27 protein-coding genes and 1 tRNA gene are annotated in these 25980 nt (G+C 73.6%); 20 read left to right on the top strand and 8 right to left on the bottom strand.

The genetic code is table 11. The features are described from left to right. On the bottom strand, positions 1–205 hold a 205-nt coding region (gene secG, locus AC162C_RS08655; protein WP_484097198.1), incomplete at its 3' end, for a preprotein translocase subunit SecG. A gap of 47 nt (positions 206–252) precedes the next feature. On the opposite strand from secG, the gene AC162C_RS08650 reads away from it, so the two are divergent. After that, on the top strand, positions 253–486 hold the full coding sequence (locus AC162C_RS08650) for a hypothetical protein (protein WP_484097197.1): 234 nt from the start codon (positions 253–255) through the stop codon (positions 484–486). Between the two features lie 187 nt (positions 487–673). Here the strand turns inward: AC162C_RS08650 and AC162C_RS08645 are convergent, their stop codons facing one another. The 4 genes from AC162C_RS08645 to AC162C_RS08630 form a co-directional block, all read right to left on the bottom strand. Beyond that, positions 674–1696, bottom strand: a complete 1023-nt coding sequence (locus tag AC162C_RS08645) for a glycosyltransferase (RefSeq protein ID WP_484097196.1) — start codon at positions 1694–1696, stop codon at positions 674–676. Between the two features lie 92 nt (positions 1697–1788). Continuing rightward, positions 1789–3291 carry a monooxygenase gene (locus AC162C_RS08640; RefSeq protein WP_484097195.1) on the bottom strand — a complete coding sequence of 501 codons (1503 nt, stop codon included), beginning with the start codon at positions 3289–3291 and terminating at the stop codon, positions 1789–1791. 22 nt (positions 3292–3313) lie between these two features. Beyond that, complete coding sequence (locus AC162C_RS08635; protein ID WP_484097200.1) at positions 3314–4285, bottom strand: aldo/keto reductase; 972 nt, start codon at positions 4283–4285, stop codon at positions 3314–3316. A 23-nt stretch (positions 4286–4308) separates the two neighbouring features. Continuing rightward, entirely contained in the window at positions 4309–5883 is a 1575-nt protein-coding gene (locus tag AC162C_RS08630; protein ID WP_484097194.1) for an acyl-CoA mutase large subunit family protein, read from the bottom strand. 103 nt (positions 5884–5986) lie between these two features. On the opposite strand from AC162C_RS08630, the gene AC162C_RS08625 reads away from it, so the two are divergent. Beyond that, positions 5987–6688 (top strand): hypothetical protein, encoded by a 702-nt coding sequence (locus tag AC162C_RS08625; protein WP_484097193.1) that lies wholly within the window; start codon positions 5987–5989, stop codon positions 6686–6688. 46 nt (positions 6689–6734) lie between these two features. On the opposite strand, the gene AC162C_RS08620 is transcribed toward AC162C_RS08625, so the two are convergent. Beyond that, positions 6735–7391 (bottom strand): GntR family transcriptional regulator, encoded by a 657-nt coding sequence (locus AC162C_RS08620; RefSeq protein ID WP_462974345.1) that lies wholly within the window; start codon positions 7389–7391, stop codon positions 6735–6737. Between the two features lie 69 nt (positions 7392–7460). Here AC162C_RS08620 and AC162C_RS08615 point away from each other — a divergent pair, with 69 nt between their 5' ends. The 6 genes from AC162C_RS08615 to selB are packed head-to-tail and all read left to right on the top strand — an operon-like array spanning position 7461 to position 13257. Continuing rightward, entirely contained in the window at positions 7461–8099 is a 639-nt protein-coding gene (locus AC162C_RS08615) for a molybdenum cofactor biosynthesis protein (protein WP_484097192.1), read from the top strand. A gap of 23 nt (positions 8100–8122) precedes the next feature. Beyond that, entirely contained in the window at positions 8123–8788 is a 666-nt protein-coding gene (locus tag AC162C_RS08610; RefSeq protein ID WP_484097191.1) for a site-2 protease family protein, read from the top strand. Continuing rightward, the gene (locus AC162C_RS08605) at positions 8785–9474 is read left to right on the top strand and encodes an LOG family protein (protein ID WP_484097190.1); all 690 of its coding nucleotides are present in this window, start codon (positions 8785–8787) and stop codon (positions 9472–9474) included. The genes AC162C_RS08610 and AC162C_RS08605 overlap by 4 nt, the downstream gene beginning before the upstream one ends. Beyond that, positions 9471–10289: a purine-nucleoside phosphorylase gene (locus tag AC162C_RS08600; RefSeq protein ID WP_484097189.1), complete on the top strand. Its 819-nt coding sequence runs from the start codon at positions 9471–9473 to the stop codon at positions 10287–10289. Before AC162C_RS08605 ends, AC162C_RS08600 begins: the two co-directional genes overlap by 4 nt. Beyond that, on the top strand, positions 10286–11587 hold the full coding sequence (selA, locus tag AC162C_RS08595) for an L-seryl-tRNA(Sec) selenium transferase (protein WP_484097188.1): 1302 nt from the start codon (positions 10286–10288) through the stop codon (positions 11585–11587). Before AC162C_RS08600 ends, selA begins: the two co-directional genes overlap by 4 nt. Next, a complete protein-coding gene (selB, locus tag AC162C_RS08590; RefSeq protein WP_484097187.1) occupies positions 11578–13257 on the top strand; it encodes a selenocysteine-specific translation elongation factor in 1680 nt (559 codons plus the stop codon). The genes selA and selB overlap by 10 nt, the downstream gene beginning before the upstream one ends. Positions 13258–13621: 364 nt before the next feature. Here the strand turns inward: selB and AC162C_RS08585 are convergent, their stop codons facing one another. After that, positions 13622–13867, bottom strand: coding sequence for a carboxymuconolactone decarboxylase family protein (locus tag AC162C_RS08585; RefSeq protein WP_484097186.1), 246 nt, complete (start codon positions 13865–13867; stop codon positions 13622–13624). 41 nt (positions 13868–13908) lie between these two features. Between AC162C_RS08585 and AC162C_RS08580 the strand changes: the two genes are divergently transcribed. The 5 genes from AC162C_RS08580 (at position 13909) to AC162C_RS08560 (ending at position 18100) form a co-directional block, all read left to right on the top strand. Then, positions 13909–14001, top strand: a tRNA-Sec gene (locus tag AC162C_RS08580). 273 nt (positions 14002–14274) lie between these two features. Continuing rightward, entirely contained in the window at positions 14275–14397 is a 123-nt protein-coding gene (locus AC162C_RS08575; RefSeq protein WP_484097185.1) for a hypothetical protein, read from the top strand. 36 nt (positions 14398–14433) lie between these two features. Continuing rightward, the gene (locus AC162C_RS08570; RefSeq protein WP_484097199.1) at positions 14434–15888 is read left to right on the top strand and encodes an FAD-dependent oxidoreductase; all 1455 of its coding nucleotides are present in this window, start codon (positions 14434–14436) and stop codon (positions 15886–15888) included. A 61-nt stretch (positions 15889–15949) separates the two neighbouring features. Continuing rightward, complete coding sequence (nrtS, locus tag AC162C_RS08565) at positions 15950–16252, top strand: nitrate/nitrite transporter NrtS (RefSeq protein ID WP_484097184.1); 303 nt, start codon at positions 15950–15952, stop codon at positions 16250–16252. Positions 16253–16438: 186 nt separating this feature from the next. Then, the gene (locus AC162C_RS08560; protein ID WP_484097183.1) at positions 16439–18100 is read left to right on the top strand and encodes an FAD-dependent oxidoreductase; all 1662 of its coding nucleotides are present in this window, start codon (positions 16439–16441) and stop codon (positions 18098–18100) included. 9 nt (positions 18101–18109) lie between these two features. Here AC162C_RS08560 and AC162C_RS08555 read toward each other — a convergent pair whose 3' ends face one another. Then, positions 18110–20167: a PAS domain-containing sensor histidine kinase gene (locus AC162C_RS08555; protein ID WP_484097182.1), complete on the bottom strand. Its 2058-nt coding sequence runs from the start codon at positions 20165–20167 to the stop codon at positions 18110–18112. Positions 20168–20358: 191 nt separating this feature from the next. Here AC162C_RS08555 and AC162C_RS08550 point away from each other — a divergent pair, with 191 nt between their 5' ends. The 7 genes from AC162C_RS08550 to AC162C_RS08520 all read left to right on the top strand — a co-directional run bounded on the left by AC162C_RS08550 (position 20359) and on the right by AC162C_RS08520 (position 25932). Further along, positions 20359–20835, top strand: coding sequence for a cyclic nucleotide-binding domain-containing protein (locus AC162C_RS08550; RefSeq protein ID WP_484097181.1), 477 nt, complete (start codon positions 20359–20361; stop codon positions 20833–20835). Between the two features lie 71 nt (positions 20836–20906). Next, positions 20907–21557: a DM13 domain-containing protein gene (locus AC162C_RS08545; RefSeq protein WP_484097180.1), complete on the top strand. Its 651-nt coding sequence runs from the start codon at positions 20907–20909 to the stop codon at positions 21555–21557. A gap of 76 nt (positions 21558–21633) precedes the next feature. Continuing rightward, a complete protein-coding gene (locus AC162C_RS08540) occupies positions 21634–22395 on the top strand; it encodes an RNA-binding domain-containing protein (RefSeq protein ID WP_462974681.1) in 762 nt (253 codons plus the stop codon). Between the two features lie 51 nt (positions 22396–22446). Continuing rightward, positions 22447–23223: a hypothetical protein gene (locus AC162C_RS08535; RefSeq protein ID WP_484097179.1), complete on the top strand. Its 777-nt coding sequence runs from the start codon at positions 22447–22449 to the stop codon at positions 23221–23223. Beyond that, on the top strand, positions 23220–24203 hold the full coding sequence (locus tag AC162C_RS08530; protein ID WP_484097178.1) for a lysophospholipid acyltransferase family protein: 984 nt from the start codon (positions 23220–23222) through the stop codon (positions 24201–24203). The genes AC162C_RS08535 and AC162C_RS08530 overlap by 4 nt, the downstream gene beginning before the upstream one ends. Next, positions 24200–24871 (top strand): phosphatase PAP2 family protein, encoded by a 672-nt coding sequence (locus tag AC162C_RS08525; protein ID WP_484097177.1) that lies wholly within the window; start codon positions 24200–24202, stop codon positions 24869–24871. The genes AC162C_RS08530 and AC162C_RS08525 overlap by 4 nt, the downstream gene beginning before the upstream one ends. Beyond that, positions 24868–25932 carry a lysylphosphatidylglycerol synthase transmembrane domain-containing protein gene (locus tag AC162C_RS08520; RefSeq protein ID WP_484097176.1) on the top strand — a complete coding sequence of 355 codons (1065 nt, stop codon included), beginning with the start codon at positions 24868–24870 and terminating at the stop codon, positions 25930–25932. The genes AC162C_RS08525 and AC162C_RS08520 overlap by 4 nt, the downstream gene beginning before the upstream one ends. The last annotated feature ends 48 nt before the right edge of the window (positions 25933–25980 follow it).

Here is a 25980-nt window from a genome sequence, read left to right as displayed (position 1 = left end):
AGAGGACGACCGTGTTCACCCCGAAGAGGATCGCGACCACGACCGTCAGGCGTGTGAGGTTGCGCTCGACGATGTGCGTCCCGCCCTGCGACGACGGGGTGAACCCGAGCCCGCCGAAGCCGGTGTCACGGCCCGAGTGCATCAGCACGAGCGTGATCAGGCCGGCCGAGAGCAGCACCTGCGTGACGGCGAAGAGCTGGGTCATCGCGGGCCGATGGTAGCAACGCTTGCCTTCGCTCTATGCTCGGTGCGATGAGCGCCGCCGACGAGGCCCGCGATCGCGTCCGGCGCCTGCTGGTCACGGGTGACACCCGTCTCAAGAACGGGGTCGCCCCCGAGAAGGTGCGGGAGAGCTACGAGCAGGCGCTCGCGGTCGCGCGCGAGGCCGGGCTCGAGGACGCGGTGCGCCCCCTCGTCGAGATCCGGCTCGCCGACCTCGAGCGGATCGGCGGAGCGACGAGGGCGGCCCCGCGGGGAGAGCGCTAGCCCGCGCCGGGCGTCGTGCCCGCGGCCCGCTCGTCGCCGGCGCCCGCGTCTCGTGCGCCTGCGCCCGGGCTGGTCGGCGGCCGAGGAGGGGAGCCGAACTCGGCGCGAGCACGACGTGCGCGCGATCGAGGAGTGGTCGGCGGCATCCCGCGGTCGGCGTGAACGGTCGACCCGCAGTGACGATCGGTCAGGCGGCGGGGCGGCCCTCGGCGGCGCGCACGAGCACCTCCTCCACGCGCGACGCCTGCACCCGCACGTCGTGCGCGAGTGCCGCAGTGCGCGCCGTCTCGTTCGGTCGGGGCAGCGAGGCGGCGACGTCGAGCGCCGCGAGGAGCGCGTCGTCGTCCGTCGGGTCGACGAGCACGCCCGCCCCGGGGGGGACGAACTCGGGCGGGCCGCCGACGGAGGTCGCGACGACGCTCCGCGCGCACGCCATGCCCTCGAGGGTGGCGAGACCGAACGGCTCGGTGAGGCTCGGCTGGCACACGACGTCCGCCGCCGCGATCCACCCGGGCACCTCGGCGTGGGGGATCGCGCCGACGAGTCGGACGCCTCGTCTCCCCTCGAGCGCGGGTCGGAGCGGGCCGTCCCCGACGAACGCGAGGTCTCCCTCCCCGCGCCGCTCGAATGCCCGGGCGAGCCGGAGGACGTTCTTGCGCTCGCCGAGCGCTCCGATGCACAGGAACGCCGTGCCCGACGTCTCCCAGCCGACCCGGCGTCGCGCCTCCACCGGATCGAGCGGGACGAAGCGCTCTGTATCGACGCCGCAGTCGACGACCGTCGCCTTCGACTCGACGCCGGGGACCGCCTGCGCGAGGCGCTCGAGCAGCCAGTGGGACACGACGACGACGCCCGCCGCCCTCCGCACGACGAGGCGTGTCGCCTCCCGGACGACCGTCCTCCGGAGAGCGTTCTCGACGTCCTGGCCGTGCGCGGTCACGACGAGCGGGGCGCCTCCGGCGAGCGCCGCCCAGAGCCCGGCGGGAACGAGGAAGTGCGCATAGACGACGTCGGGCCGGAAGCGGCGCGCGGCCGTCGCGACGTCCCTGGCGAGCACGAGGTGGCGTTGCCGTCCGCCGCGGCGATCGACGACCGCGCGTTCGATCGTGTGACCGCGGGACTCGAGCTCGCGCTCGAGCAGCGCGACGAACGCGCCGAGGTCGGGGGCGCTCGGGCCGGGGTACATCTGCGACACGAGGAGAATGCGCATCGGGTCGCATCCTGCCGCACCGCGGCGTCCGCGGCGCCGGCGGCCGCCCGTGCTGCAGCGTCTCGCCGGCCCCGGCCCGGAGGCTCACGCGGTCAGGGGCGGGTGACCTGGAGGACGCCGAGGCACATCTCGTCGGTCGTGCCCTCGCCCCAGAGCGTGTAGCGCGGTGTCCGCGCCGCCGCCGGCTCGGCGAGGCGGCGGAGCGTCGCGTCGTGACGGCACGTCACCCGTACGACGTCGCCCGGGCGAGCCGTGACCGGCCGTGCGAGCTGGTACACGGCCTGCCAGTGGAAGTCCCAGGCCGGGATGTCGAGGAGCACCTTCGCGCGCGGCGTCCCGGGGTTCAGCTCGATGCGGATCGAGCGCCCGAGCAGGTGCATATGGCCGGCGACGGCGTGCACGGTCGTCGGCGTGCTCACCCGGCGGTCGCAGAACGACACCGGCCCCGACGGCGGCGACGCGGCGTCCTTGCCGCAGAGCAGGAGGAGCCCCACAGGCACGATGCCCGCGCTCTGGCCGTACTTCCGGACGAGGTCGAAGAGGGCGGCCGTCCGGTCGCAGAGCGGCCCCGACTCGTTCTTCGCGCACGGGAGCTCGACCGGCCCCGGGAGCAGCATCGTCCGGATCGGATCGAGGCCCGCGGAGGTGGGCACCGTCGTGAGGACGGCGCTCGAGCGATCCGGCTTCCGACCGTTGAGGAGGTTGTAGTGGACCTGCATCACGACCTTGCTGCCGGCGGCGAGGCGGATCCCGGTGCCGTCGCGGAACCGGTCGCTGCCCCATCCCGGCGCCCAGGCCGTGATCCACGGCGCGTCGTCGAGGCTCCCGCCGATCCCGCTCCCCGCCGGCGCCGGGATGCCGGTGCCTCCGAAGCAGCCCCAGCCGAGGCCGGGAGCCTGCGCGTCGAGGCGCGTCGCGTCGGCCACGCTCTCGGGCGGCACCGTGAAGAGGATCACGTGGTGCACGAGGGACGTCTGGCCCGGCTCGATGCGGGCCGCCGTGACGAACACGTCCTCCGCGAGCTTCGGGTCGACGAGGAAGCACCGGTAGTCGTCTGTGGCTCCGCCCACGGAGCGTGGCACGTACGCGGCCGGGGGCGTCAGCCGGAGGACGCGCTCGCCGGGGCGCGGCTTGGGCGACGTCGGCGCGGGACGGCCGACCGACCGGGCGTCGACCCGCGCGCCCGCGGCGATCCAGCGCAGGAGGGTGTTGCGCTCGCGGGCGCTCAGGGTGCGCTGCTCCTGGCCGACGAGCGACGGCGAGCGCGGCCCGGGCGGCCACGGAGGCATCCGACGGCCGCGCACGGCCCTCTCGATCAGGGGCGCACGCGAGGCGACGTCCTTGGCCGTCCGGAACGGGAACGGGGCGATGCCGCCGATGCGGTGGCACCCGGCGCACGTCTCGCGGATGATGGGCGCGACGTCACGCGCGAAGCTCGGTGAGGGTGAGGTCCGAGCCTCGGCGGCGCCGCCGCGGAGCAGCAGGGCGCCGAGCAGCGGGAGCATCAGCGCCCCGGCGACCCCGAGGGCGACGAGCCCCCGCCGCCTGCGGTGCGTCAGGCCCGCCGGAGGCGTGCGCTCGTCGCGGCGTCGCATCCGGCCATGGTACGGATCCCGTTCACTGCGACCAGTCGGTGGGCTCGCGGTCCCAGCGGTGCGCGCGCAGCGCGCGCAGCAGGTCGGGGGGAAGCGGTCCCGCGGCGGCCGCCGCGGCGTTCGCACGGACGTTGCGCTCCCGACGCATCCCGGGGATGACGGTCGCGACGTCCCGGCTCGAGAGCACGAAGCGCAGCGCGAGCTCGGCCAGCGTCGTCTCCCCACGCGCGAGCGGACGCAGCGCCTCGACCCGATCGACGGTCGCATGCAGGTTCTCCGGGACGAAGTACGTGCCGCGCCAGTCCCCCTCCGGCCACGCGGTGTCGTGCGTGAGCACCCCGGTGAGCGAGCCCTCGTCGAAGGGGACGCGGGCGATCACGGCGACGTCGCGCTCACGGCATGCAGGGAAGAGCTCGTCCTCCGGCGCCTGGTCGAAGACGTTGTAGATCACCTGCACGGCGTCGACGGCGCCGGTCTCGAGCGTGCGGAGGGCGTTCCACGGCTCCCACCGGTTGACGCTGACGCCGATCGCCTGCACGAGCCCCTCCTCCCGCAGCCGCTCGACGGCGCGCCGCCAGCGTGGGTCGTCGGCCCAGTCGTCCTCCCAGACGTGGAACTGGAGCAGGTCGATCGTCGGCAGGCCGAGGTTCGCGAGGCTCCGCTCGGCGTACTCCCGGATGTGGTCGGCGGGGAACACGTCGTCCAGCGCGTCGCCGCGGCGCGACGGCCAGCGGCGGTTGCGCGGCGGCACCTTCGTCGCGACCACGAGCTTCCGGTCGGGGTTCGCACGCACCAGGTCGCCGAGGATCCGCTCGCTCGCGCCGTCGCCGTACGCCCAGGCCGTGTCGAAGAAGGTGCACCCGAGGTCGACCGCCAGCTGCAGCGCGCGGCGCGCCTCCTCGATGTCGGTCCCCGTCCATCCGGCGAGCCCCCACATGCCGACCCCGAGCTCGCCCACCTCCCAGCCGAGCCGGCCGAACCTGCGCGTGCGCATCGCGGCAGACGGCGGCACGCCGCTCACGCCCGCTGCTGGTCGTACGTGCCCCAGGCCTCCCGCAGGGCACCGCAGATCTCGCCGACCGTGCAGCGCGCGCGCAGGGCCTCCCGCATCGTCGGCAGGAGGTTCGCCTCGGTCGCGGCGACCGTGGCGACCTCCGTCAGCGCCCGGGCCGCCGCCTGCGCGTCGCGCTCGGCCCGCACGCGCGCCGTGCGCTCCCGCTGTGCCCGCTCGAGCGCGGGATCCACGCGGTGGAGCTCGACGGGCGCGCCGCCGTCCGTCCGGAAGCGATTGACGCCGACGATCACGCGCTCGTCGCGCTCGACCTCCTGTTGCCAGCGGAACGCCGAGTCCTCGATCCGGTCCTGGACGACGCCCTGCTCGATCGCGGTCACCGCGCCGCCGAGCTCGTCGATGTGGCGGATCAGCTCACGCGCCCGGGACTCGAGCTCGTCCGTCAGGGCCTCGATGTAGTACGAGCCGCCGAGCGGGTCCGCGGTCTCGGTCGTGCCCGCCTCGTGCATCAGGACCTGCTGGGTGCGGAGCGCGATCGTCGCCGCGTGCTCCGTCGGCAGCGCCAGCGCCTCGTCGAAGGCGTTCGTGTGCAGCGACTGCGCGCCGCCGCAGACCGCCGCGAGCGCCTGGAGCGCGACCCGCACGATGTTGACCTCGGGCTGCTGCGCCGTGAGCGTGGATCCGCCGGTCTGCGCGTGGAAGCGGAGCATCTGCGCCTTCGGGTCGGTGGCGCCGAAGCGATCGCGCATGATCGTGGCCCACAGCCGGCGGGCGGCGCGGAACTTCGCGACCTCCTGGAAGACGTCGTTGTGGGCGTTGAAGAAGAACGAGAGCCGCCGGCCGAAGTCGTCGGGCGAGAGGCCCGCAGCGACCGCGGCGTCGCAGTAGGCGATGCCGTTCGCGAGCGTGAATGCGATCTCCTCGACCGCGGTCGAGCCCGCCTCGCGGATGTGGTACCCGGAGATCGAGATCGTGTTCCAGCTCGGCATCCGCTCCGCGCAATAGGCGAAGAGGTCGGTCGTGAGCCGCATCGAGGGGCGCGGCGGGAAGATGTAGTTCCCACGCGCGACGTACTCCTTGAGGATGTCGTTCTGGACGGTGCCGCGCAGACGATCCGGCGCCACCCCCTGCTCCTCGGCCACGAGCTCGTACAGGAGCAGGAGGAGCGACGCCGGCGCGTTGATCGTCATCGACGTCGACACCTCGCCGAGCGGGATGCCCGCGAAGAGCGCCCTGATGTCCTCGAGCGAGTCGATCGCGACCCCGGTGCGCCCGACCTCGCCGTCCGCCCGTGGGTCGTCGGAGTCGTAGCCGAGCTGGGTGGGGAGGTCGAAGGCGACGGAGAGCCCGGCCTGTCCCTGCTCGAGGAGGTAACGGAAGCGGGCGTTCGTCTCCTCCGCCGACCCGAAGCCCGCGTACTGGCGGATCGTCCACGGGCGACGGCGGTACATCTCGGGGTACGGCCCGCGCGTGAACGGGAACTCGCCCGGGGGCTCGCGCTCGGCGGCGTGTGGCGGGCCGTAGACGGCCTCCACCTCGATCCCTGACTCCAGTCGACGGCGCTCGGGGGTCGCGGCCATCGACGCATCGTACTCGGGCCCCCGCGTCGTCATGTCCGTCCTCGACTCAGAGGTTGCGGCCCGCCTCGAGGCGCAAGAGTCGACTAGGCTCATCGAAGCCTCGATGAACGACGACCCGAAGACGACCGAGACCCCCGACGAGTCGACCGTCGGCGCCATGGCCGGCGCCGTGCAGGACATCATGGGGAAGACCGACTGGGTCGAGATCTTCTCGACCCTGCTGCTCGCGCTCGCCACCGTCGCGACGGCCTGGAGCGGGTACCAGGCGAGCCGGTGGAGCGGCGAGCAGGCGATCGCGTTCAGCGACGCGAACGCGGCCCGCGTCGAGTCGACCCGCGTGTCGACGAGAGCCGGGCAGCAGGTGCAGATCGATCTCGCCCTGTTCACGGAGTGGCTCGGTGCATTCGCCCGGGACGAGAACGAGATCGCCGACTTCTACGAGAAGCGGTTCCGCGACGAGTTCCAGCCCGCGTTCGACGCGTGGCTCGCGACGGAGCCCCGGACGAACCCGGATGCACCGCTCTCGCCGTTCTCGATGCCCGAGTACGTCGTCGCCGCGCAGGTGGAGGCCGACCGCCTGTCGGTGGAGGCGCAGGCGGCGGGCGAGCTGGCGCGGAGGAACAACCAGCGCTCCGACAACTACGTGCTCTGCGTCGTGCTCTTCGCGGCGTCCCTCTTCTTCGCGGGGATCTGCACGAAGCTCCGCCGCCCCACCAGTCGCAAGGCGATCCTCGCGCTCGGCTACGTCGTGTTCACGGGGACGGTGATCTGGATCCTCACCTTCCCGATCAGCTTCTCGATCTGACCACGGGCCCCGCGGCCGGCCCCGCGCCCGCTCGCCCGGCGCGCCCCTAGAGCGTGCCGCCGGAGCGCTCGAGAGCGTCGAGCGCGATCTGCAGCCCCGACGCGACGTGCACGCGAATCGCCTCCCTCGCGGCCTCGAGGTCGCCCGCCTCGAACGCCTCGACGATCGCGGCGTGCTCGGTGACGAGGTACTCGCCGCCCTCCACGCGTCCGCTGCGGATCACCTGCATCATCTGGTTGACCGAGAGCTCCCGGTAGACGTCCGAGAGCAGGTCGTTTCCCGCCAGGTCGATCTGGTACTCGTGGAATGCGGCGTTCGCCGCGTCCCACTCCTCGTGGGAGAGCGCCGCCGCGGTCGCCGCGAGGCGCTCGCGGAATCCCGCGAGCTGCTCCTCGGTGAGCGTCCCCACGGTCGACTCCGCCGCGTGGAGCTCGACCGCCAGCCGGACGTCGTACCCGTCCTCGAGCACCTTCGCAGTCACCGGGGCGACGTAGTACCCGCGCCGCGCCTTCACCGTCAGCAACCCTTCGGCGACGAGGCGTGTCAGCGCGTGGTGCACCGGGCTGCGCGAGACGCCGAGCTCCGTTGCGAGCTCGTGGAGGCTCAGCTTCGTCCCCGGGCCGACCTCTCGCGCGAGGATCCGCCGACGGAGCGTCTCGTACACCTGCTCGTTGAGGTTCGAACGCGGGAGCGTCGTCGCCATACCGCAGATGTAACATGACACCGACCGCGTGAGGCAACCCTCCCGGTGGGCCGTGGCTACGCTGGCGGCGTGAACGTGACCGTCAGGCTCTTCGCCGGGCTTCGCGAGCGGGCGGGCGTCCGCGCCAGGGAGCTCGAGCTCCCCGACGGCGCCAGCGTGAGCGACGTCTGGCCCGCGCTCGACCTCGGTGAGGAGCCGCCGGGGCTCCTGTTCGCCGTCAACCACCGGTACGCGGTGGGAGAGCACGCACTGGCGGACGGCGACGAGGTCGCCCTCATCCCCCCGGTCTCGGGCGGCGCGTTCCGGCTCTCCGAGACCCCGCTCGACCTCGGTGCCGCGGTTCGTGAGGTGGCGAGCGACGAGGCCGGCGCGATCGCGACGTTCGTCGGGACGACGCGGGCGCGCTCGCGCGGTCGCGACGTCGTCCACCTCGAGTACGAGGCGTACGAGGGCATGGCCGAGGCGGAGATGGAGCGGATCGCGGCGGACCTCTCGGCCCGCTACGACCTGACCGCGATCGCGATCCACCACCGTGTCGGCGTCGTCGAGATCGGCGAGCAGAGCGTCGTCATCGCCGTCTCCGCGCCGCACCGGGCGGATGCGCTCACCGCATGCCGCGAGGCGATCGACACCCTCAAGCGATCGGTGCCGCTCTGGAAGAAGGAGATCTACGTCGGAGGCGAGCAGTGGATCGGCCAGGGGAGCTAGGCCCGGCCCACGCCCCCGAGCCCGTGACCGCCCCCGAGCCGGCCACGCTCCCGCACGACGTCGATCGGCGGCGCGTGTCCTGGATCGGACGGCTGGTCGCCCCCGTCGTCGTCCTCGTCGGGCTCGCCGTGAAGTTCGGGGGGTTCTCGATCAAGGTCTTCGGCGTGTTCCTCGCCGTCGGCGGATACGCGTTGATCTGGGGCTGGGAGTTCGCCGTCGGCTTCGTCCTCCTGATCGCCGTCCACGAGCTCGGCCACTACGTCGAGGCGAGGCGACAGGGGCTCGACCCGGCGTTGCCGGTGTTCGTGCCGTTCCTCGGTGCGTACGTCGCGCTCCGGAACGCGCCGTTCGACCCGTGGCGGAACGCGCTCGTCTCGATCGCCGGACCGATCCTCGGCGGTCTCGGCGCCGCCGCCCTGCTCGTCGTCGGGGAGCTGCGGGACGACAGGTTCCTGCTCGCGCTCGCCTACACCGGGTTCTTCCTCAACCTCGTCAACCTGATCCCGGCGGGCCCGCTCGACGGCGGGCACGTGCTGCGCGCGTGGAAGGTGCTGCGACAGGGCGGTGGCCGGGCCCGACCCGAGGACGCCCGGAGGCTCGGCCGCGTGGTCGCCCTGCTCGCCGCCGGCACCGCGGCCGCGCTGGCGGTCGGGATGTTCGCCGCCTACGTCCCGCAGGACCGGCTGTGAGCACGAACCGGGACCTCGACCGGCGCGTCCTGCGGCGCCGGCGCGAGGCGCTCACGAGCGACGTCTCGCTCATCGCCGCCGAGTTCCTCGCCGGCTTCCAGGCGGTGCAGCGGATCCCGCGCCCGGCCGTGTCGATCTTCGGGTCGGCCCGCGTGCTCGAGTCGTCGCCGACGTACGAGGCGGCCCGGACGACGGGGAGGCTCTTCGCGGCGGAGGGGTTCGCGGTCGTCACGGGCGGAGGGCCGGGGGTGATGGAGGGCGCGAACCGGGGAGCGCGTGAGGGCAGCGGGCTCTCCGTCGGCTTCAACATCGTCCTCCCGCGCGAGCAGGCGCCCAACGACTACTGCGACCTCAGCGTCACCTTCAAGCACTTCTACGCGCGCAAGACGATGTTCGTGAAGGCGGCCGAGGGGTTCGTCATCTTCCCCGGCGGGTTCGGCACGCTCGACGAGCTCTTCGAGTCGCTCACGCTGATCCAGACCGGAGTGGTCGACACGTTCCCCGTCGTCCTCTTCGACAGCGACTACTGGGCGGAGATGCTGCACTTCCTGCGCGTCGAGACGATCGACGACGGGCTCGTCGCCGAGCACGACGTGGAGCGACTCCACGTCACCGACGACCCCGCGGAGGCGGTGCGGATCGTGTCGGACGCGTGGCGGGAGGCGATCGCGAGCGGAGACCCGTGATCGACGACGTCGACCGGGCGGTCGCCGAGGTCCGCCGCCGCTCGTCCCATGCGCCGGCGGTCGGGGTCGTGCTCGGGAGCGGGCTCGGCGCGTTCGCGGACGCGATCGAGGAGCCGGTCGAGATCCCGTACGGCGACATCCCGGGATGGCCGGTCGCGACGGCGCTCGGCCACGCGGGAGCGCTCGTGCTCGGGTCGCTCGCCGGCGTGCCGATCGCGGCGATGAAGGGGCGTGCGCACCTCTACGAGGGGCTGCCGGCACCCCGGGTCGTGTTCGGGATCCGTGTCCTCGGCCGGCTCGGTGTCGACACGCTCGTGCTCACGAACGCCTGCGGCGCGATCGACACGTCGTTCTCCCCGGGCGAGCTCGTGGCGGTCTCCGACCACCTCAACCTCCAGGGCACGTCGCCGCTCGTGGGGCCGAACGAGGACGCCCTGGGGCCCCGGTTCCCCGACATGACGAACGCCTACGACCCCGCGCTCCGTGCCGACGCCCGAGCCGCAGCGGCACGGATCGGGCTCGAGCTGCGCGAGGGCGTCTACGCGGCGTGGCTCGGGCCGGCGTTCGAGACGCCGGCCGAGATCCGCATGCTACGCGCGCTCGGCGCCGATCTCGTCGGCATGTCGACCGTGCCGGAGGTGCTCGCCGCGCGCCACATGGGGATCCGCTGCCTCGCGCTCTCCTGCGTGACGAACATGGCGGCGGGGATCCTCCCCGAGCCGCTCGACGCCGACCACGTCCTGCAGGTCGGAGGGCAGGCTGCGGGAGCCCTCACGGACCTGCTGCGCGAGCTCGTTCCTACACTGACCGCATGAGGCTCCGCGACCTCCCGTCCGTCGACCGGCTGTTGGCCGACCCCCGCCTGGCGTCGGAACCGCGCCCGCTGGCGCTGGCGGCGGCGCGGACGGTGCTCGACCGCGCTCGTGCCGCGATCCGCTCCGGCGAGGATCCCGGCGACCCCGTCGAGGCCGTCCTGTCCGAGCTGGCCGACGTGCGGCGCCCGCGGCTCCGGCGCGTGCTCAACGCGACGGGCGTCCTCGTCCACACGAACCTCGGGCGCGCACCGCTGCCCGCCGCGGCCCTCGACCGCGTCGTGGAGGTCGGCGCCGCGTACTCGACGCTCGAGCTCGATCTCGTCACCGGGGCCCGCGGGTCTCGACAGGACCACGTCGCCGAGGTGCTCTGCCGGCTGACCGGGGCAGAGGCCGCCCTCGTCGTGAACAACAACGCGGCGGCGATGCTGCTCGTCCTCGCAGCCCTCGCCGAGGGGCGCGAGGTGCTCGTCTCGCGCGGCGAGCTGATCGAGATCGGCGACGGCTTCCGCATCCCGGACGTGCTCGCGCGCTCGGGCGCGCGCCTCGTCGAGGTCGGCGCGACGAACCGGACGCGGGCGGGCGACTACGAGCGCGCCGTGACGCGCGACACCGCGCTGCTGCTGAGGGTGCACCAGTCGAACTTCCGCGTCGTCGGGTTCACCGAGCGGCCGCCGCTCGGGGAGCTCGCCGACCTCGCGGCGCGGCACGAGCTCCCGCTCGTCGACGACCTCGGCTCGGGCGCGCTCGTCGACCTCGGCGACGAGCCGACGCCGGCGTCCAGCCTCGCCGCCGGCGCCGACCTCGTCTGCTTCTCGGGGGACAAGCTGCTCGGGGGGCCGCAGGCGGGGATCGTCGTCGGGCGCGCAGCGCTGATCGAGCGGTGTCGACGGCATCCGCTGCAGCGCGCCCTGCGTGCGGACAAGCTCACGCTCGCCGCCCTCGAGGGAACCCTCTCCGTCTACCTCGATCCCGCGCGCGCCCGCGACGAGATCCCCGTGCTGCGCATGCTCTCCGAGCCGCTCGCCGAGGTGCGGATGCGCGCGGAGCGGCTCGCCGCGCTCGTGGGCGGGGACGTCGAGGAGACGGTCGCGCGTGTCGGGGGCGGTGCGCTGCCGCTCGCCGACGTCCCGAGCTACGCCTGCGCGGTCGAGGAGGCGCTCGCCGCCCGCCTCCGTGAGTGCGACCCACCGGTGATCGCCCTCGTGCGCGACGGTCGCACGTTGCTCGACGTCCGTGCGCTCGACGATGCGGAGATCGCCGAGGTGGCCGCCGCCGTCGGCGCAGCGCGATGTCGCTGACGGTCGGCACCGCCGGGCACATCGACCACGGCAAGACGTGGCTCGTGCGGGCGCTGACGGGGAAGGACACCGACCGTCTCCCCGAGGAGCAGCGACGCGGCATCTCCATCGACCTCGGCTACGCGCCGCTCGACCTCCCGGACGGGCGGCGGCTCTCCCTCGTCGACGTGCCGGGCCACGAGCGGTTCGTCCGCACGATGGTCGCCGGCGCGACCGGCATCGACCTCTTCCTGCTCGTCGTCGACGCCGGGGAAGGGGCGCGCCCGCAGACGGTCGAGCACCTCGCGATCCTGCGCCTGCTCGGCGTCGACCACGGGGTGGTGGCGGTGACCAAGGCCGACACCGTCGACGAGGAGACGCTCGAGCTCGCCCTGCTCGAGGCGCGCGAGCTCGCCCCGGATGCCGATGCGGTCGCCGTCTCGGCCAAGACGGGGGCGGGGCTCGACGACCTGCGGGCAGCGATCGCCCGCGTCGCCGACACCATCGACAGGCGTCCCGAGGAGCGGCCGACACGGCTCTACGTGGACCGGGTCTTCTCGCTCCGGGGGGTCGGCACGGTCGCGACCGGAACGCTCTGGTCGGGGTCGATCGGCGAGGGCGACGTGCTCGCGGTCGAGCCGGCGCACCGCGAGGCCCGTGTGCGCAGCGTCCAGGTCCACGACGCGGACGTCGCGCGGGCCGGGCCCGGCCAGCGCGTCGCCGTGAACCTCCCGGGCGTCGCGGCGAGCGAGCTGCGGCGCGGCGACGCGCTCGTGGCCGCCGGGGCGTACCCGGTGTCCTACCGGCTCGACGTCGTGCTCGAGGAGATCGAGCCGATCGCCGACGGCACGCGGCTCTCGGTGCATCACGGCACGCGTCGGGTGCCGTCGCGGGTCGTCCGGATCGGCAGCCGCCACGCGCAGCTGCGGCTCTCGTCGCCGCTCGTCGCCGCACGGGGCGATCGCGTCGTCCTGCGCGGTGAGACCACGGTGGGGGGTGGCGCGGTGGTCGACCCGGCCCCGCCCCGTCATCGCGACCTGGAGCGGCTCGACCGGCTCGAGCGCGGCGACGTGGCGGGTGTCGTCGATGCCCCGGTCCACGTGGACGCGCTCCGCCACGTGCTCGACAGCGATCCGGAGGGACTGGAGCGGGCCGGCCCCTGGCTCTTCTCGAAGGAGTGGCTCTCGGCGCTGGAGCACGAGCTCCGGCAGCGGATCGAGCGGGCCGACCCCCTCGACCCGGGCGTGCCGCCGCCGGCCGAGCCGTGGGTCGGGGACATCCTGCCGCTGCTGCCGTTCGAACGGCGCGGGTCGCTGCTCTACCTCCCCGGCGCCGAGGCGTCGCTCGGCGACCGGCACCTCGAGGCGGAGGAGATCGAGCGGGCGCTCGCCGCCGCCGGCGTGGCCGCGGTGAAGGTCGACGACGCCGAGCTGGCGCGCTTTCTCGAGTCGCAGGGGCGGCTCGTCCGCCTCGGCGGAGGCCATGCGATCGGGCCCGACGGCTACGAGGTGGCGCGGGACGTCGTGCTCGTGGAGTGCGCGGCGGCGGGTGAGATCACCCTCGCCCGGTTCCGTGACCTGCTCGGCACGGGCCGCCGCGACGCGCAGCTGCTCCTCGAGCGCTTCGACCAGGACGGGCTCACGCGCCGGATCGGTGACCGGCGCGTGCTCCGCCGCTCCGCGCGCGCATGATCGGCGGGAGCGGGCGACGGGGGCGAGGAGAGCGTCGCCCCTAGGGCGGCGGCGGGTCGTCGGGGCGAGGCTCCCACTCGGGCTCGGGATCGGTGCCCACGCCCTCTGCGATGCGGTTGATGTAGTTGAAGTAGGCGATCACCTGGATCGCGTCGTGGATCGTCTCGTCGTCGAGGCCGCGGCCCCGGAGCTCCCCGATGTCCTCCCCGCCGGTCGCCGCGGGCGTCAGCGTCAGCTTGACCGCGTAGTCGCAGAGGGCGCGCGTCCGCGGGTCGAGGTCGGCCTCCCGGTAGTCGTGCTCGGCGTGTCGCGCGAGCTCTTCTGGTGCGCCCTCGTCACGGAGGTCGTCGGCGTGCGCGCGGCGTCAGTAGTGGCAGTCGTTCGCGGCCGAGACGACGGTGGCGAGGAGCTCGCGCTCCTGTCGCGTCAGGCCCGACGGTCCCATCATGATCGCCTTGTAGAGCTCCATCGACCGGCGCAGCACGCCGGGCCGCAGGCTCATCGAGCGGACGATGTTGTAGACCTTGCCGGCTCGCGCGACCGCCGCCGCGTACTCCTCCGCGAGGGGGCCGCTCGCGTCCTCGGGGTCGATGAGGCGGAGGTGGGCCATGCGTCGATCGTTCCACACCGGACGTCGCTACGCTCCGCCATGGAGCGGCATGGGCCCGGTGGCCCAGCAGGTCTTCAAAACCTGTGCGGTCGTGTAACCCACGGCTAGGTCGGTTCGACTCCGGCGCCGCTCCGTTCCGGGGCCCGTGCACGCATGCTCGAGGGAGACCGCACGAGCCCGTCGAGCCCACCCCGGCGGGTGTCCGCCCGGATCCGGTTGCGACCCCGTTCACTCGGGTCACCCCCGGCAGCGCGCGCCGGCGCCGACGATCCGGGAGCCGGTGCCGAGGGCAGGCGCACCGTCCCGCTCCGCCGGCGCTCGGGGAGCGCCGGCGGAGGGCGGGATACACTCGTCTCGGTGGGTGACACCGTCCCCGGGCAGGGGACGCCGACGGATGCGAGCGTGGGATGAAGGTCTTCGAAGGGTTGTCCGGGGGAGTCGCGCCGGGCACCGAGCTGGCGATTTCCGAGCTGGGGCTCCCGGTCCGCGGGACGAGCGGGCTGCTGCTCGTCTTCTGGAAGTCGACCTGACAGGGCTGTCGGCGGGAGTGTCCCGCCGTCGTCAGGATCCACGAGCAGTTCGCTGAGCACGGCCTCGAGGTCGTCTACGTCGGGGCGATCGAGACCGACGAGTCCTGCGCCGCCTGGAAGGAGGAGTACGGGCTCGAGTTCCCGGTCGTCTCCGACCCCGACGGAGCGCTGTTCCGCGCCCTGACGAACGGGTGGGTCCCGTGGAGCGTCCTCGTCGGCCCCGACGGCACGGTCGTCTTCTCCGAGAACGAGTTCGACGAGTCGGCCTTCGCGACCGCGATCGGGCGGATGTACGAGCGGCCGGACGACAGGCGGCCGTCCGGCCGGGCACGTGTCGGGCGCACGGGCTGCACCGTCGTCCTCGGGGGCGGCACCGGTGGCCTCGTGACGGCCCGTGAGCTCCGGAGGCGGCTCTCCGCGGACCACCGGGTCGTGGTCGTCGATCGCGAACGGGAGCACGTCTTCCAGCCGTCGCTCCTGTGGCAGATGGTGGGCGCGCGTCGTCCGAGTCAGTTCAGCCGGCCGCTCGACCGACTGGAGCGCAAGGGCATCGAGTTCACGAACGCGGAGGTGCGCTCGTTGGACCTCGACGCGCGCGTCGTCGAGACGACCGCGGGCGCGCTCGAGTACGACTCCCTGGTCGTCTCGCTCGGGGCGCGGCTCGCGCCCGAGGAGGTGCGTGGCCTCGACGAGGAGGTTCACAACCTGTACACCGCCGAGGGCTGCGCACGGATCCACACCGCGCTCTCGGAGCTGCGCGAGGGGGTCGTCGGGATCCTGATCCCGGAGCTGCCGTACAAGTGCCCGGCGGCCCCGTACGAGGCGGCGTTCCTGGCCGAGTCGTACATCCGCGGCAAGGGAGTCCGCCGTGACGTCGAGATCCACGTCTTCACGCCCGAGCACACGCCGATGCCGGTCGCCCCGGCGAAGCTGGGGGAGTCCGTCGAGGAGATGATGGCGTCGCGAGGCATCCACTTCCATCCACTGTTCACCTTCGAGGAGCGGCGTCCGGAGACCCGCGAGATCGTCGCGTCCGACGGCCGCGCCCACCGCATCGACCTCCTGATCGTCGTGCCGCCCCATCGGGCACCGGACGTCGTGCGCTCCTCGCCCCTCCTCGGCCTGTCCGGCTTCGTCCACGTCGACCCGAGGACGCTGCAGACCGACGTCGACGACGTCTACGCGATCGGCGACGTCGCGACGATCAAGCTCCCGAACGGCAAGGCGCTCCCGAAGGCGGGCGTCTTCGCGCACGCGGAGGCGAAGACCGTTGCCCGGCGGATCGCGAGGAGCGCGGCCGGCGAGGCGCCAGACGCCGAGTTCGAGGGGCACGGCTACTGCTGGATCGAGCTCGGCGACGGACGCGCTGCGTTCGCCGGCGGCGACTTCTACGCGGACCCGGAGCCTCGGATCACGCTGCGGCGGCCGGGCCGGGCCCTGCACTGGGGCAAGGTCGGGTTCGAGAAGTGGTGGCTCCACCACTGGCTCTAGCCCGCCGGTACGGCCGGGGCGCGACGTGACACGGGGCGCCCCCGGACGTCAGACTGAGCAGGTGACGGAGCCGTCGCCGATCCCCGCCCCGCCCTGCGAGAGGAGCTGGTTTCGTCGGCTCTGCGACGCGCTCGCGTACGTGGCCCGCCCGGAGCACCTCAGGAGTACTCTGCGGATCGCGCTCGTCGTCGGCGTCGTGCTCACCCTCATCAACCAGGCCGACGTGATCCTCGCCGGGGACGCCACGGCTGCGACCTGGCTCAAGTGCGGCCTCAACTTCCTCGTCCCCTTCGTCGTCGCGAACCTCGGCCTCCTGACCGGGGCTCGTCGTGCGACCGATCCGGAGGCTCGGTCGTCGGGGTGATCCCTGCGTCGCGTCGCGTCGCGCGCCGGCTCGAGCCGACCTCCGGCGCTCGCCTTCCCCGTGTCGATCGCGCGGCTCTCGGCAGTCGTCGACGACCTGCGGCTCCGGGTGCCGACGGCGGCGGCGACCCGTCGCCGCTCGTGGCGGAGCCCCCGCCGGAGGCATCGACGCCGTAACATCGATCGGATGGCGAAGCCCGTCCTGCTCTCCGTCGACGACGACCCGGAGGTGCTCCGCGCCGTCGAGCGGGATCTCCGGCGTCAGTACGCGCGCGAGTTCCGCGTCCTCACCGCCTCCTCCGGAGCGGATGCGCTGGAGCTCCTGCGGCAGGTCGTGCTCCGCGGCGAGGGCGTCGCGCTCGTCCTCTCCGACCAGCGCATGCCCGAGATGAGCGGCGTCGAGTTCCTCGGGAAGGCGGCGGAGGTCGTCCCGGGCGCGAAGCGCGTGCTGCTCACCGCGTACGCGGACACCGAGGCGGCGATCACCGCGATCAACGAGCTGCACCTCGACCACTACCTGATGAAGCCCTGGCACCCGCCTCAGGAGCGCCTCTACCCGGTGCTCGACGACCTGCTCGGCGACTGGGAGGCGGCGGCGCTCGCCGCCGCCGCCGAGAGCGTCCGCGTGCTCGGGCACCGCTGGTCCGCCGACTGCCATGCCGTCCGCGACTTCCTGACCCGGAACCAGGTGCCGCACCGCTGGCTCGACGTCGAGGGCGAGGAAGGGAAGCGGCTGCTCGCGGCGGCCGTTCCCGACGGCGAGGTCGCGCTCCCGGTCCTCGTGTTCGCGGACGGGTCGACCCTGGTCGCGCCCACTCCCGCCGAGGTCGCGGAGCGGGTCGGCCTCAAGACGCAGGCGGAGCTCTCGTTCTACGACCTCGTGATCGTGGGCGGCGGCCCCGCCGGTCTCGCCGCCGCCGTGTACGGGGCGTCGGAGGGGCTCCGCACCGTCCTCGTCGAGCGCGAGGCGAGCGGAGGACAGGCCGGTCAGAGCTCGCGCATCGAGAACTACCTCGGCTTCCCCTCGGGGCTCAGCGGCGCGGACCTCGCGCGGCGCGCGATCGCGCAGGCGACCCGCCTCGGTGCCGAGCTCCTGACGGCGCAGGAGGTGACGGCGATCGAGGCGCACGGGCCCACCCGCGTCGTGCGCCTCGCCGACGGCGCCGAGATCGGCTGCCACGCCGTGCTCATCGCCACCGGCGTGTCGTACCGTCGGCTCGAGGCCGGGGGCGTGGAGCGGCTGACGGGGCGCGGGATCTACTACGGCGCGGCGCTCGGCGAGGCGGCGTTCTTCGCCGGGCGCGACGTGATCGTGGTCGGCGGCGCGAACTCCGCGGGCCAGGCCGCACTCCACCTCGCCCAGACGGCCCGGGTGACGCTGGTGCATCGCGGCGACTCCCTCGCGAAGTCGATGTCCAGGTACCTGATCGACCGGATCGAGGGCCACGACAACATCGAGGTGCGGCTCGAGACGAGGATCGTCGAGGCCCACGGTGACGAGAACCTCGAAGGCATCACCCTCGCGACGGCGTCGGGCGAGCAGGAGCGCGTTCCCGCCGATGGGATGTTCGTGTTCATCGGCGCGGAGCCGCACACCGCCTGGCTGGGACGGCTCGTCGCCCGCAGCGCCCGCGGCTTCGTCCTCGCCGGCCAGCAGGTGCTCGCCGGCGACAACGGGGGTGCTCCTCCCTGGCCGCTCGAGCGGGCCCCGTACCTGCTCGAGACGAACGTCCCGGGGGTGTTCGTCGCGGGCGACGTCCGCGACGAGTCGATCAAGCGCGTCGCGTCGTCGGTCGGCGAGGGCGCGATGGCCGTCTCGTTCATCCACGCGTACCTGCGCGAGCTCTGACCGCTCGTCTCAGGCCGCGGGCTCGTCGCTCGTCGCGTCGGCGTCCTCCGGGACGCCCTCGCCGGGGAGGCGCACGGTGAACACGGTGCGGCCCGGGGCCGAGTCGACGGTGATCGTCCCCTGGTGCTTGTCGACGATCACGGAGTAGGTCGTCGCGAGGCCGAGGCCGGTTCCGCGCCCGGGGTCCTTCGTCGTGAAGAACGGGTCGAAGACCTGCGTCTGCAGCTCCACGGGGATGCCGGGGCCGTCGTCCTCGATCTCGATCACGCCGAAGCCGTCCTCGAACCTCGTCCGGATCGTGAGCGACCCCTTGCCGTCCATCGCGTCGACGGCGTTGTCGATCAGGTTCGTCCACACCTGGTTCAGCTCGCTCCCGAACGCCCGGATCCTCGGCATGTTCGCGCAGTAGTCGCGGTGCACCCGGATGCCGTCCTTCAGCTTGCTCCGCAGGATCACGAGCGTGTTGTCGAGCCCCTCGTGCACGTCGATCTCCTGCACCGGGGCCTGGCCCAGGAACGAGTAGTTCTTGAGCGCGCGCACGAGCTCCGAGATCCGGGTCGAGCCCTCTCCGATCTCGTAGAGCAGCGAGTAGACGGGGTAGGCGTACGCCGCCCACGTGACCACCGGGACGACGGCGCCGTCCGGCAGGGCGTCGGCGAGTGACGACAGCTCGGCTGCGTCGAGGCCCTGGGAGACGAGGGCGGGTGCGAGCTCCCACGGGTCGTCCACCGCACGCTCCTCGAGCCACTCCTCGACCGCGCTCTCGAGATCGGACCGGGTGAGGGCGTCGAACGCGTCCGGACGCCCGGCGTGCAGCCTCGCCTGCTCCTCGAGCGCCCGCAGCAGCTCGCGCGCGTTGGCAGGGAGCTCGGTCGCGTGGAGCCCGAGCTGCGCCTCCTCGAACCGTGCGAAGACGTCGCGTAGCTGGTCTGCGGCCCTGCTCGTGGCGGCCGCGGGGTTGTTCAGCTCGTGCGCGACGCCGGCGACGAGAGTCCCGAGCGTCGCCATCTTCTCCGACTGTCGCAGCGCCCTCTCCGCCTGTCGCTGGAGCGTGACGTCCGTGCCGTACACGAAGACGAGCTCCGAGTCGGGGTCGGAGCGGTGCGTGAACACGTAGACGCGGTCGTCGACCACCGCCTCGAGGGGCACCGGCTCCGACGAGCCGAGGATCCTCCGCCACAGCTCCTCGCCGACCTCGGGGCAGATCTCGAGCCACGAGCGGCCGACGAGGCCGTCGCCGAGCACGGCACGTGCGGCCACGTTGTCCATGAGCACCGTGCCGGCGGTGTCGGTGCGGATCACGGGCCCGGGGTTCATGTCGGGGAATCGAGCGACCTCGGCCAGCTGTGCCGCCTGGTCCGCGAGCCGGCGCTCGGCCGTCCGGCGCTCGGTGATGTCGGCGCCGAACGCGAACACGGAGTCTCGAGGCTCTCGGCACACGTGCGTGAAGAGCACGGCGACCTCGCCGACCTGCGCCTCGTGCGTGACCGGGCGCTCGCTCGCGAGGACGGTCGCCCACGTGTCCCGGGTCATGCCGGGGCAGACGTCGAGCCACGAGGCGCCGACGAGGTCACCGCCCGCGAACAGCGAGCGCGCGGCCGCGTTCGCGAGGACCACGGTGCCGGCGGCATCGAGCCGGCACACCGGCCCCGGGTTCATCTCCGGGAGCTCGGCGAGCGTGACGACCTCCGCCTCGAGCCGTCGGCGGAGGGATCCGTCGCGAACCATCATCACCAGCGCGTCCGGCTCGTCGCCGACGGTCTCGCGGCAGACGGCGCCGATCAGCCACAGCTCGTCGCCGTTCGGGCAGCGCCCGAGCAGCTCGACCTCGCCGACGCCGTTCCCCCGGTCGACCGCGTCCGTCAGCGTCGAGAGGGCATCCGATGCGCCGAGGAGCTCGCCGAGCGGCCTCCCGCGCGCGTCGTCCGGGGGCACCCCCAGCAGCGAGCCGAAGCGGCGGTTGGCGTACAGCACCGTCCCGTCCCGGCCGCGTGCGACGACGACGGCGGCGGGAAGGAGCTCCGGGATCCGTGACAGCCAGGTGTGGTCGGGGCCGTGGGAGGACACAGGGGATGAGGGTGAGGGTGCCGCCGCCGTCTGTCAAACGGGCCACGGGCCGTCGAGGGCGCGGCCCCGGAGGCTCGCCGCCCTCGCCGCCTTCTCTCCGCGGGCGTCCCGGGCCTGCTCCCGGTGCGACACGTGGCGCGGCGGGAGCGCAAGGGAGTAGTGTCTCGGCTCGTACCGGCGAAGGAGGGTCGATGCCTCACTCGGCAACCGCAGCGCAGCTCGGGCGGGAGCTCACACGATCCCGGCCCGAGAAGAACGCGTCCGCCTGGGCGGACGTCCTCGCCGACGTCCCGCTGTTCGCGGGGCTGAGCCGACGGCACCTGCGCAAGGTGGCGGGCATCGCCCGCATCGTGCGCTTCGACGACGGCAGCGCGATCGTCCGCGCCGGCCAGGATGGCGACTCGTTCTTCGTGCTCGTCGAAGGGAGCGTCCGGGTGTCGCGCCGTGGCCTCCCGTCCTTGAGCCTCGAGGAGGGGAGCTTCTTCGGCGAGATGGCGTTGCTCGACGGCGGGCCGAGGACGGCGACCGTGACCGCGAAGGGGCCGATCGCCTGCCTCGTGATCGGCCGCCCACGCTTCCTCAAGCTGCTGCGGAGCGAGTCGGCGATCGCCGTCGCGATGGTCGAGGAGCTCGCGCGCCGGCTGCGGGCCACGCAAGCGATCGCCTGACCGTGCCGGTCTTCATCGGTTCGTAAGGTCGCGTAACACCTCCGCAAGACGGCTCCGGGTACACCTGGGGCATGCACAGGGTCGTCCTCACCGCCCGCCCGTCGAAGCGTCGGCGCCCGGTCGGCTGGCTGGCGGTCCTGCCGGCCGTGCTCGCCGTGCTCGCGGGGATCTGGGTCGCGGGTGGAGTGGTCACCGACGACGCCCGCGCATCGATGGCGCTCACGGCGCTCTGGTTCGCCGCCGTCGTCGTGCTCGCCACGCTCGCCTGGCGCCGTGCGCCCTCGCTGCGGCCGGCGGCGGCCGCAGCGGTGCTCGCCTTCGTCGCCGTCGGCGGCTACCTCGCCTACACGTCCACCGTCGACACGACCGTGAGCGAGACGCTCGTCGACGGCCCGGCGGTGCTCGAGGGGTCGTTCGGCGGACTGGCCCACCCCACGGAGGGCACCGCCGCAGTCGTCGAGCGGGCGGGCGAGCGGACGCTGACGCTCGCCGGCTTTCGCACCGACCCCGGGCCCGACCTCTACGTGTACGTCGTCCCCGGTCGCGTGGCGGGCGGGTCGGTCGACGGCGGCGTGCGGCTCGCCCGGTTGAAGGGCAACGTGGGCGACCAGCAGTACGCGCTCCCCGCGAGCCTCGACCTCGCCGACGGCGCGACGGTCGTGATCTGGTGCCGCGCCTTCAGCGTCGCGTTCGGGGCTGCGCAGCTGACGACCGACGCCTGACCGTCCCGGTCTGGCGGGGCTCACCGGCGCCGTCCGGTGGCGCGTCCCCCGCGGCACGCCGTCCTACGATGCGCAGGTGATCTTCTTCGTCGTGCTCGCGACGGGATTCGCCGCGGGGCTGCTCGCGAACCTGCTCGTGCCGGGGCCACGGAGGCTGTCGCTGGCCGCAACCGCCGTCGTCGGCATCGTCGGCGCCGGGATCGGGCTGACGATCGCCGAGCTCGCGGGGGGCGGCAACGTCCTCGCCCGGTTCCTGCTCGCGGTCGCCGGGGCCGTCGTCGTGCTGCTCGTCACCGAGCGGGTCGTGTCGCGGCGGCGGGCGGCATCGCGCCCCGTCGGGGTCGCGGAGCTGATCGCCGCCGGGGAGTCGGGGACGGTCGAGTTCAAGGGCTCGGCGCGGCGGAACCGGCACACGGGTGAGCGGGACGATCGTCTCGAGCTCGTGATCGCGAAGACGATCGCCGGGTTCCTCAATGCCCAGGGCGGGACGCTGTTGGTCGGCGTTGCCGACGACGGGTCCGTCGTCGGCCTCGACGGCGACTACGCGGTGACGACCAAGGGGAACCGGGACGGGCTCGAGCTGTGGCTCCGCGACTACCTCTCGCAGCGGCTGGGCACGGAGGCCCTGCTGGACGTCACTGTCGCGTTCGAGGTCGTCGACGCGCACGACGTGTGCCGCGTCGACGTCGCTGCGTCGAGTCGGCCGGTGTTCCTCTCCGAGCCAGGACGGCAGACCGCCGACCTCTACGTGCGGGCGGGCAACACGACGAGGCGCCTGCGCACGGACGAGGCGATCGGCTACGTCGCCGAGCGCTTCCCCGCCGCGGTCGGGCGCTGAGCTCGTGCCGGGCCGGGGGCGACGGTAGGCTCAGTCGTCACCGGAGGCCTCGTGAGCAGGAGACTGCGTCTCATCCTCGTCGTGCTCGGCGTGACCGCCCTCGTCGCGGCCGCCGCCGTCGTCGTCTGGCGCGTCGTGCTGAGGGACACGGCGACGCCGGCCTCGATCGACGATGCCCTCGCCCGCTACCGCGAGAGCGCCGCGAGCGGCGAGACACCCGTTCCCCCCGGGGTCTACGTCTACTCGACGTCGGGCTCCGAGTCGGTCAGCGCCCTCGGCGGCACGACCCATGCCTACCCGCCGCGCTCGACGATCACCGTCACCGCCTCCCCCTGCGGGATGGCGCTGCGCTGGGACGTGCTCGAGACGCGGTCGTCCGAGTGGACGATCTGCACGGACGGCGAAGGGGGCGTCGTGCAGCGACTCGACGGCTGGATCGAGAACCACCAGTTCTACGGACAGGACGACAGCACGACGTGGCGCTGTGAGGGCTCACCCTGGCTCGTGGGCAGCGATGCCGTCGGTGCCACGTTCCCGCACACGTGCGACGGCGGGGACACGACGCAGACCGGCACCGTGACGGTCGTCGGGGAGGAGCCGGTCGACGTGGGCGGCGTCCCGGTCGAGACGCTGCGCCTGCGCCTCGAGGCGGAGGAGACGGGCGCCTCTCGCGGCCCGCTCGTGGAGGAGCGGTGGGTGGAGCGCGAGACGGGGCTCCCCGTCCGGCTCGTCTACCGCATCCGGACCGACAACGACTCCGTGATCGGGGACGTCACCTTCGAGGAGCGCTACGAGCTCGACCTCCTCTCTCTCGAGCCGCAGACGTGACGGGCCCGACCGCGCTCCGCCGCCGCCTCGGCGCACTCCGGCTCGCCCCCGACGGCGAGCCACGGCCGGAGGCACCGCTCGGGAGAGGGCCGCTCGCGGCCCACGTGCTCGCGAAGGTGATCGACGCTGCGGCGTGGGGAGGCTGCCGGGTCCCGCCGCGAGTCGCGCACGCGCTCGCCACGATCGGCGGCACGGCCGAATGGGCCCTGCGGCCGCAGAAGCGGCGCGCCCTCGCCCTCAACCTCGCACACGCCATCGACCGCGCTCCCGACGATCCCGTGACGGCGATGCTCGCCCGTCGGGAGATCGTGAACGAGGCGCACCGATCCGCCGACCTGCTGTGGGCGCTCGGTCGGCCCGACGAGATGCTGCGCACGACGCCCGTGGAAGGAGTCGAGCATGCGCAGCGTGCCGCCGCCGAGGGGAGAGGCCTGATCCTCGCGGGGATCCACGTCGGCGGCTGGGAAGTCGCGACGGCGGTACCGCGGGCGGTCCTCCCCGTGCCGACGTCGGTGATCGTCGCCGACGACTGGCTCGCATGGGCGATCGCGCACATGCGTGCGACCGCGGGGCTCCGCGTCGTCTACCGGACCGAGCCGGCGATCCGCGCCGCACGGCTGCTCCGGAGCGGGGAGGCGCTCCTCGTCCTCGGCGACGACGGCTGGGGCGCCGATCCGCGCGGCTACGAGGTGCGGTTCCTCGACGGACGGGCCGTGCTCCCGGCCGGCATCGTCTCGCTCTCGCGGCTCACGGGCTCGCCGATCGTCTGCTTCTTCGTGCTCCCGGAGGGCCCTCGCCGGTGGCGCGTGCTCATCGACCCCGCCGTCGCGCCGCCCGGACGCCGTGAGGGGCCCGTGGGCGAGCAACGGGTCCTGCAGGAGCTCGCCGACCGGTGGAGCGAGGTCATCCGCGCCTACCCGGAGCACTGGGCGGCGGCGTACCGCATGCGCTGGGTGCAGCCCGGGGAGCCGGGGTCGTGAGCGCCGCCCGGTCGGGCGTCCGGGAGGTCGCGCTCGGGCTCGGCGCCTACGCCGCATACCTCCTCGTGCGGCGCGCCGTGCTCACGCCGTCCGGCAGGCGGCGCGCGCGCCGGAACGCCGAGCGCGTGCTCGGGCTGGAAGGCCGCCTCGGGATCGACGTCGAGCCCGTGGTCCAGCGCGCGGCCCTCCGCCTGCCGACCCTCGTGCACGTCCTCAACGTCGGCTATGCCGGCGCCAACGTGATGCTCAGCGTCGGGTGGCTGATCCTCCTCTACCGGCGGCGGGACGCGGGCTTCGCGCGCGAGCGCCGCGCCGCCGTCGCCGCGTTCACCGGTGCCCTGCCCGCCTTCCTCGTGTTCCCGTGCGCCCCTCCGCGCACCCTCGACGGGTTCGTCGACACGCTTGCGTCGCGTGGGATCGACATCGAGCATCCGTTCCTCGTGCGCTTCTACAACCCGGTCGCGGCGATGCCCAGCCAGCACCTCGCGTTCGCCGTCGTCACCGGCACCGGCGTGGCGGCCCGGGCCCGGTCGCGGCCCGGTCGCGTCGCGTGGCGCTCGTACCCCGCGCTCGTCGCGCTCGTCGTCGTCGCGACGGGGAACCACTACGTCCTCGACGTCGCCGCGGGGGCCGCGCTGGGCGTCGCCGCACGGGCGCTCACCCGGTGACCGACTCAGAGCTCGAGACCGAAGCCGGGTCGGAGGCCGAGCCCCGGCCGGAATGGCGGCGCATCGCGCTCGGCGGGGTGCTGGCGCTCCTCGTCGGGGCCGGCGTCGTGCTCCTGATCGGCCGCGCCGCCGGCTTCTCGAAGCTGTCCTCCACGCTGCGCGGCGCGGACCCCGAGTGGCTCGCCGTCTGTGCTGCGGGGCAGGTCGTCGTCTTTGCGGGCTACACGGGCGTCTACCGCGCCGCCGTCCGCTTCGAGGGCGGGCCGGAGATCGACTACCGGCTCTCGCTGCGGGTCGTGCTCGCGAGCTTCGGGCTCACGCAGCTCGTGGCCGCAGGGGGTGCCGCCGCGCTCGCGATTACCTACTGGGCGCTGCGGCGCGTCGGCAACGCACGTCGCGACGCCCTCGTCCGGCTGATCGGGCTCAACACGTTCGTGTACTTCGTGTTCGCGCTGATCGGCCTCGGCGCCGCAGTGGCCGCCCTCGTTCTCGACACGGCGCCGCTCGCGATGACGCTGCCCTGGATCGTGATCATCCCGACGCTCCTCCTCGCGGCTCGCTGGTTCACCGCTCCCGCTCGCGTCGCGGGCTGGGCGCAGGACCGGGGCGGGTGGCTGCGGCGGGCGCTCGGCGTCGGCGTCGCCGCCGCCTGGTGGGTCCGGCGGGCCGTCTCCACGCCCGACGGGCGCACGCTCGCGCCGTGGGCGGTGGCGTACTGGGGAGGCGCGATCGCGAGCGTCTGGGCGGGCCTGCACGCCTTCGGCGCCGACGTCTCGGTCACCGCGCTCGTGCTCGCCTTCACGACCGGCTACGCCGCCCAGGCGATCCCGCTGCCGTTCGTCGCCACCGGCGGGGTGGACGCGGCGATGACGTTCGCGTTGACGGCGATCGGCGTCCCGCTGGAGCAGGCGCTGCTCGGCGTCGTCGCGTACCGTGTCTTCGCGTTCTGGCTCCCGCTCGTACCGGCGCTCGTGCTCGCGGCGATGCTCCCCGCCACGGGGCACCGGCTGGAGGCTGCGGGTCGGGCGGCGTCGCTCGCTCGTCCTGCAGGGCCGGGCTGACGCCGGTTCGGCGGACGGCCGTGAGCACGCTGTCGTCGGTCGGGAGCT

The organism is Gaiella sp., assembly GCF_057140465.1.
The sequence above is the reverse complement of the archived record's forward strand: the minus strand, read 5'-3'. Positions and strand labels throughout refer to the sequence as shown.

Excerpts from the sequence above, each read along its gene's own strand:
- AC162C_RS08585 (WP_484097186.1), bottom strand. The coding sequence starts at position 13,867 with ATGGCCCACCTCCGCCTCATCGACCCCGAGGACGCGAGCGGCCCCCTC.
- AC162C_RS08645 (WP_484097196.1), bottom strand. The coding sequence starts at position 1,696 with ATGCGCATTCTCCTCGTGTCGCAGATGTACCCCGGCCCGAGCGCCCCC.
- AC162C_RS08620 (WP_462974345.1), bottom strand. The coding sequence starts at position 7,391 with ATGGCGACGACGCTCCCGCGTTCGAACCTCAACGAGCAGGTGTACGAG.
- AC162C_RS08545 (WP_484097180.1), top strand. The coding sequence starts at position 20,907 with ATGCACAGGGTCGTCCTCACCGCCCGCCCGTCGAAGCGTCGGCGCCCG.
- AC162C_RS08550 (WP_484097181.1), top strand. The coding sequence starts at position 20,359 with ATGCCTCACTCGGCAACCGCAGCGCAGCTCGGGCGGGAGCTCACACGA.
- AC162C_RS08560 (WP_484097183.1), top strand. The coding sequence starts at position 16,439 with ATGGCGAAGCCCGTCCTGCTCTCCGTCGACGACGACCCGGAGGTGCTC.
- selA (WP_484097188.1), top strand. The coding sequence starts at position 10,286 with ATGAGGCTCCGCGACCTCCCGTCCGTCGACCGGCTGTTGGCCGACCCC.
- selB (WP_484097187.1), top strand. The coding sequence starts at position 11,578 with ATGTCGCTGACGGTCGGCACCGCCGGGCACATCGACCACGGCAAGACG.
- AC162C_RS08630 (WP_484097194.1), bottom strand. The coding sequence starts at position 5,883 with ATGGCCGCGACCCCCGAGCGCCGTCGACTGGAGTCAGGGATCGAGGTG.
- AC162C_RS08635 (WP_484097200.1), bottom strand. The coding sequence starts at position 4,285 with ATGCGCACGCGCAGGTTCGGCCGGCTCGGCTGGGAGGTGGGCGAGCTC.
- AC162C_RS08625 (WP_484097193.1), top strand. The coding sequence starts at position 5,987 with ATGAACGACGACCCGAAGACGACCGAGACCCCCGACGAGTCGACCGTC.
- AC162C_RS08640 (WP_484097195.1), bottom strand. The coding sequence starts at position 3,291 with ATGCGACGCCGCGACGAGCGCACGCCTCCGGCGGGCCTGACGCACCGC.
- AC162C_RS08650 (WP_484097197.1), top strand. The coding sequence starts at position 253 with ATGAGCGCCGCCGACGAGGCCCGCGATCGCGTCCGGCGCCTGCTGGTC.
- AC162C_RS08575 (WP_484097185.1), top strand. The coding sequence starts at position 14,275 with ATGAAGGTCTTCGAAGGGTTGTCCGGGGGAGTCGCGCCGGGCACCGAG.